This is a genomic window from Streptomyces sp. NP-1717, from assembly GCF_022695985.1.
Lineage (GTDB): Bacteria > Actinomycetota > Actinomycetes > Streptomycetales > Streptomycetaceae > Streptomyces.
This window is the reverse complement of record NZ_JAAPBF010000348.1, coordinates 1-5,015: the sequence shown is the minus strand read 5'-3', so window position 1 is coordinate 5,015 and position 5,015 is coordinate 1. Positions and strand designations below refer to the sequence as shown.

2 protein-coding genes and 1 pseudogene are annotated in these 5,015 nt (G+C 68.7%); all 3 read right to left on the bottom strand.

Annotated features, from left to right (window positions below; translation table 11 throughout):
• Positions 1 to 648, bottom strand: a pseudogene (locus tag GXP76_RS34020) (maltokinase); the annotation flags it as partial.
• 272 nt (positions 649 to 920) lie between these two features.
• Positions 921 to 2,645: a maltose alpha-D-glucosyltransferase gene (treS, locus tag GXP76_RS34015; RefSeq protein WP_242575480.1), complete on the bottom strand. Its 1,725-nt coding sequence runs from the start codon at positions 2,643 to 2,645 to the stop codon at positions 921 to 923.
• The gene (locus GXP76_RS34010; protein WP_242575479.1) at positions 2,642 to 4,636 is read right to left on the bottom strand and encodes an alpha-1,4-glucan--maltose-1-phosphate maltosyltransferase; all 1,995 of its coding nucleotides are present in this window, start codon (positions 4,634 to 4,636) and stop codon (positions 2,642 to 2,644) included. The genes treS and GXP76_RS34010 overlap by 4 nt, the downstream gene beginning before the upstream one ends.
• Positions 4,637 to 5,015 lie beyond the last annotated feature (379 nt).

Below are 5,015 nucleotides of genomic sequence, written 5' to 3'. Positions count from 1 at the left end.
GCGCGCGAGGGCGAGCGGCAGCTCCAGATCGGGGTTGGCGCCGGGGAAGACCCGGCGGAGGATCTTGAGGATGTACTTCTCGCCGTAGACGAGCGACGAGTTCGACTGCTCCGCTCCGAGCAGCCGCGGCGCGAGACCGGACGGGATCCCGACGGCGCGGTCGAAGCGCAGCGGCCCCAGGGCGCCGGGGGAGCGCAACTGTTCCAGCAGCAGATCGGCGAGGCGCGGATCGTGCAGCGCCTCGTAGACGACCCGGCCGGCCAGCGGCCCCTCGCCGACGAGACCGATACGGGCGCCGGCGAGCCGTGGCGGCAGGGCGGACCGGACGCCGATCAGGAGCTGGTAGCAGTCGTCGGCTGGGGCGACGGGGACCGGCGGCGCGTCCGGATCGGGGGTGGAGCGCTGTTCGACGCGGACCAGCAGATGGAGGAGGCCGGGCCCCGCGCCCGAGGTGTCGGGCGCCATCAGTTCGGTGGCGGCCACCGCCGAGAAGCCCGTGATCGGCCGGCCCTTGCCCGCGAACCAGCGCTGCCTCGGCAGCCACTCGTGGAGCAGGGGGGCGAGGGAGTCGACCAGCTTCCCGGCTCCGGCCGGCGGCAGCGCCGCGCCGGGGCGTGGTGAGCTCCGGGTGGATGCAGCCTTCGACATGGCATCGCGTCCTTTCCCCGGGCACACCACAGGATGCGCAGAGTGTCCCGGATTGCGGCAACGGAGTCCGGCCTGTGCGGGACGTGTCGGGTGAGGATGGCCCGTACGGACCGAATGCCCGCCCGGCGCGGGAAGTCCGCCCGGACCGTGAGTCGGTTCGTAACGACGGACTCGATGTCGGGGATGGTGCCCCGTGCGGGGCGGACGTAACCGACCGCCCCGCACTCACGTTCCGGCCGGCCGGATCCCAACCTGCCGGAAGCGCTCCGCCGTCAGCCGGGCGAGGGGTCCTGCCTGAGCCGGAACCAGTAGAAGCCGTGGCCCGCCAGCGTCAGCAGATAGGGCCAGTCGCCGATCGCCGGGAAGCGCACCCCGCCGATCAGTTCGACCGGATGGCGCCCGCTGAACGCGCGCAGGTCCAGCTCGGTGGGCTGTGCGAAGCGTGAGAAGTTGTGCACGCAGAGCACCAGGTCGTCGCCCTCGCCGTCCTGCGACGGCGCCTCGCGCAGGAACGCGAGCACCGCCGGGTTCGTCGACGGCAGTTCCGTGTACGAGCCGAGTCCGAAGGCGGGGTTCTGCTTCCGGATCTCGATCATCCGGCGCGTCCAGTGCAGCAGCGACGACGGCGACGCCATCGCGGCCTCGACGTTGGTCACCTGGTAGCCGTAGACCGGGTCCATGATCGTCGGGAGGTATAGTCGGCCGGGATCGCAGGACGAGAAGCCCGCGTTCCGGTCCGGGGTCCACTGCATCGGGGTGCGTACCGCGTCGCGGTCACCGAGCCAGATGTTGTCGCCCATCCCGATCTCGTCCCCGTAGTAGAGGATCGGGGAGCCGGGCAGCGACAGCAGCAGAGCGGTGAACAGCTCGATCTGGTTGCGGTCGTTGTCCAGAAGTGAGGCGAGCCGCCGGCGGATGCCGATGTTGGCGCGCATCCGCGGGTCCTTGGCGTACTCCGCGTACATGTAGTCGCGTTCTTCGTCCGTGACCATTTCGAGCGTCAGCTCGTCGTGGTTGCGCAGGAAGATGCCCCACTGGCAACCCGTGGGGATCGCCGGGGTCTTGGACAGGATCTCCGAGACCGGATAGCGGGACTCGCGCCGTACGGCCATGAAGATCCGCGGCATCACGGGGAAGTGGAACGCCATGTGGCACTCGTCGCCGCCCTTGGCGTAGTCGCCGAAGTAGTCGACGACGTCCTCCGGCCACTGGTTGGCCTCGGCGAGCAGCACGGTGTCCGGGTAGTGCGTGTCGCAGATCTCGCGGACCTCGCGCAGCAGCGCGTGGGTGGCGGGGAGGTTCTCGCAGTCGGTGCCCTCCTCCTGGTAGAGGTAGGGAACGGCGTCGAGACGGAAGCCGTCGATGCCCAGGTCCAGCCAGAAGCGCAGCGCCGAGATGATCTCCTCGCGCACGGCCGGGTTCTCGTAGTTGAGGTCCGGCTGGTGCGAGAAGAAGCGGTGCCAGTAGTACTGCTTGCGGACCGGGTCGAAGGTCCAGTTGGACGTCTCGGTGTCGACGAAGATGATCCGCGCTTCCGGGAACTGCTTGTCGTCGTCGGCCCAGACGTAGTAGTCGCCGTACGGCCCGTCCGGGTCCTTGCGGGACTCCTGGAACCAGTTGTGCTGGTCGCTGGTGTGATTCATGACGAAGTCGATGATCACGCGCATGCCGCGCTGGTGGGCGGCGTCGACGAACTCCACGAAGTCGGCGAGGTCGCCGAACTCGGGCAGTACGGCGGTGTAGTCGGAGACGTCGTAACCGCCGTCGCGCAGCGGGGACTTGAAGAACGGCGGCAGCCAGAGACAGTCGACACCGAGCCACTGGAGATAGTCCAGTTTGGCGGTGATGCCCTTGAGGTCTCCGACGCCGTCGCCGTTGCTGTCCTGGAACGAGCGCACCAGGACTTCGTAGAAGACGGCTCGTTTGAACCAGTCGGGGTCACGGTCCTTCGCGGGAGTGTCCTCGAACAGGTCGTGGACGGGCTCATTGATGATCATGTTGTGGGTGACCCTCCGATCGGCGGGGACGGTCGCAGAACGACGATGTGCGCGGGTGTCACACCCGGCTCCAGGCGCACGTAGTTGGCCCTGCCCCAGTGGTAGATCTCTCCGGTGAGCTCGTCGCGCACCGGGACGGTCTCGTGCCAGTCGAGGCCGAGCCGCGGCATGTCCAACGAGACCGTCGCCTCCTGGGTGTGGTGAGGATCGAGGTTCACGACGACGACCACGACATCCGAGCCCTGGCCGGACCGCTTGCTGTACGCGATGACCGAGTCGTTGTCGACGTGGTGGAAGTGGATGTCCCGCAACTGACGTAGCGCGGGGTGCCGGCGTCTGATCCGGTTGAGCGAGGTGATGAGCGGGGCGATGGTGCGTCCCTCTCGCTCCGCCGATTCCCAGTTCCGGGGGCGCAGCTCGTACTTCTCCGAATGCAGGTACTCCTCGCTCCCGGGTTTCGCCGGGGCGTTCTCCATGAGTTCATACCCCGCGTAGACGCCCCAGGACGGCACCATCGTCGCGGCGAGTACCGCGCGTACCTCGAATGCCGGACGGCCACCGTCCTGAAGGTAGCCGTGCAGGATGTCGGGCGTGTTGACGAAGAAGTTCGGGCGCATGTACGACGCGGCCTCGCCCGAGAGCTCGGTGAGGTAGTCGGTCAGCTCCTGCTTGGTGTTGCGCCAGGTGAAGTAGGTGTACGACTGCTGGAAGCCGATCGCGCCCAGGGTGTGCATCATGGCGGGCCGGGTGAACGCCTCGGCCAGGAAGATCACATCGGGGTCGGACTCGTTGATGTCGGCGATCACCCGCTCCCAGAAGACCACCGGCTTGGTGTGCGGATTGTCGACACGGAAGATCCGGACGCCGTGGTCCATCCAGTGCCGCAGCACCCGCAGGGTCTCCGCGACCAGGCCGTCCATGTCGCGGTCGAAGGCGATCGGATAGATGTCCTGGTACTTCTTGGGCGGATTCTCGGCGTACGCGATCGTGCCGTCCGGGCGGTGGTGGAACCACTCCGGGTGCTCCTTGACCCAGGGGTGGTCGGGGGAGCACTGGAGGGCGAAGTCCAGCGCGATCTCCATGCGCAGCGAGGCGGCCTTCGCCACGAAGGCGTCGAAGTCCTCGATCGTGCCGAGGTCGGGGTGGATCGCGTCGTGGCCGCCGTCCGCCGAGCCGATGGCCCACGGGACGCCGACGTCGTGCGGGCCGGCGGTGAGCGTGTTGTCAGGGCCCTTGCGGTGGGCGGTGCCGATGGGGTGGATCGGCGGCAGATAGACGACGTCGAAGCCCATCGCGGCGACGGCGGGCAGCCGCTCGGCCGCCGTCCTGAACGTACCGCTGACCGGCGGCTCGCCCGGAGTGACGACCGCGCCCTCGGAGCGCGGGAACAGCTCGTACCAGGAGCCGTACAGCGCCCTTTCGCGCTCCACCAGCAGCTTGACCGGTTTCGACGACGAGACCAGTTCGCGCAGCGGGTGGCGGGAGAGGGCGTCGTCGGCCTCCGGGGTGAGGGCGGCGGCGAGCCGGGCGGGAGCGGGGTGGCGCTCGTCGCGCAGGGCGTCCACGGCGGCGAGGACCGCCTCGCGGCCGTCGCGCTTGGGGACGCCGGCCGCCGCCCGTTCGTAGAGCGCGGCGCCCTCGGCCAGGACGAGTTCGGTGTCGATACCGGCCGGGATCTTGATCTGGGCCGCGTGGCGCCAGGTGGCGAGCGGATCGCTCCACGCCTCCACCTTGTAGGTCCACCGGCCTTCGGATGTCGGCGTGACGTCGGCGCCCCAGCGGTCGGTGCCGGGGGCCAGTTCGCGCATGGGGGTCCAGGGGCCGGGCCGGCCGTCCGGGCCCCGCAGGACGACGTTGGCACCGACGGCGTCGTGGCCCTCACGGAAGACGGTCGCGGTGACCTGGAACGTCTCTCCGCTCACCGCCTTGGCGGGGCGTTTGCCGCAGTTGACGAGAGGGCGTACGTCCAGGACGGGAATGCGACCGATCATGAGATCACCTGAGGGCTGAGCGGGCGTGACAGGCATGGCAGGTCGAGCTGAATGGGGGTTTTCACCAGGGTTTGAAGTTATTTGTAGCTGCTCTGTAGGTGACTGGCGGGCTGCGGGCATGGCCGCTCCTGTCCGCGTTCACTCCAATAGCGGTGGTATTCGGGTGAAACGAGCGTGCTTGCCGTACGTACCGGATGAGCCTTCCCCCGATGCTCCGGTCCACAATCCGCCGCCCCGTTAAGACCTGGGTAACTCTGGGGCGTGGCCGGAATCGGCCAGATCGCGCATCCGGATCGCGGAAGTCCCCGCGTCGGACGGTCCGGAAAATGGAACGCCCCGTCCTCGCGGGCCGCACGGGAGGCTCCGCGAGAACGGGACG

Coding starts and splice junctions, on each gene's coding strand:
- treS (WP_242575480.1), bottom strand. CDS start 2,645: ATGATCATCAATGAGCCCGTCCACGACCTGTTCGAGGACACTCCCGCG.
- GXP76_RS34010 (WP_242575479.1), bottom strand. CDS start 4,636: ATGATCGGTCGCATTCCCGTCCTGGACGTACGCCCTCTCGTCAACTGC.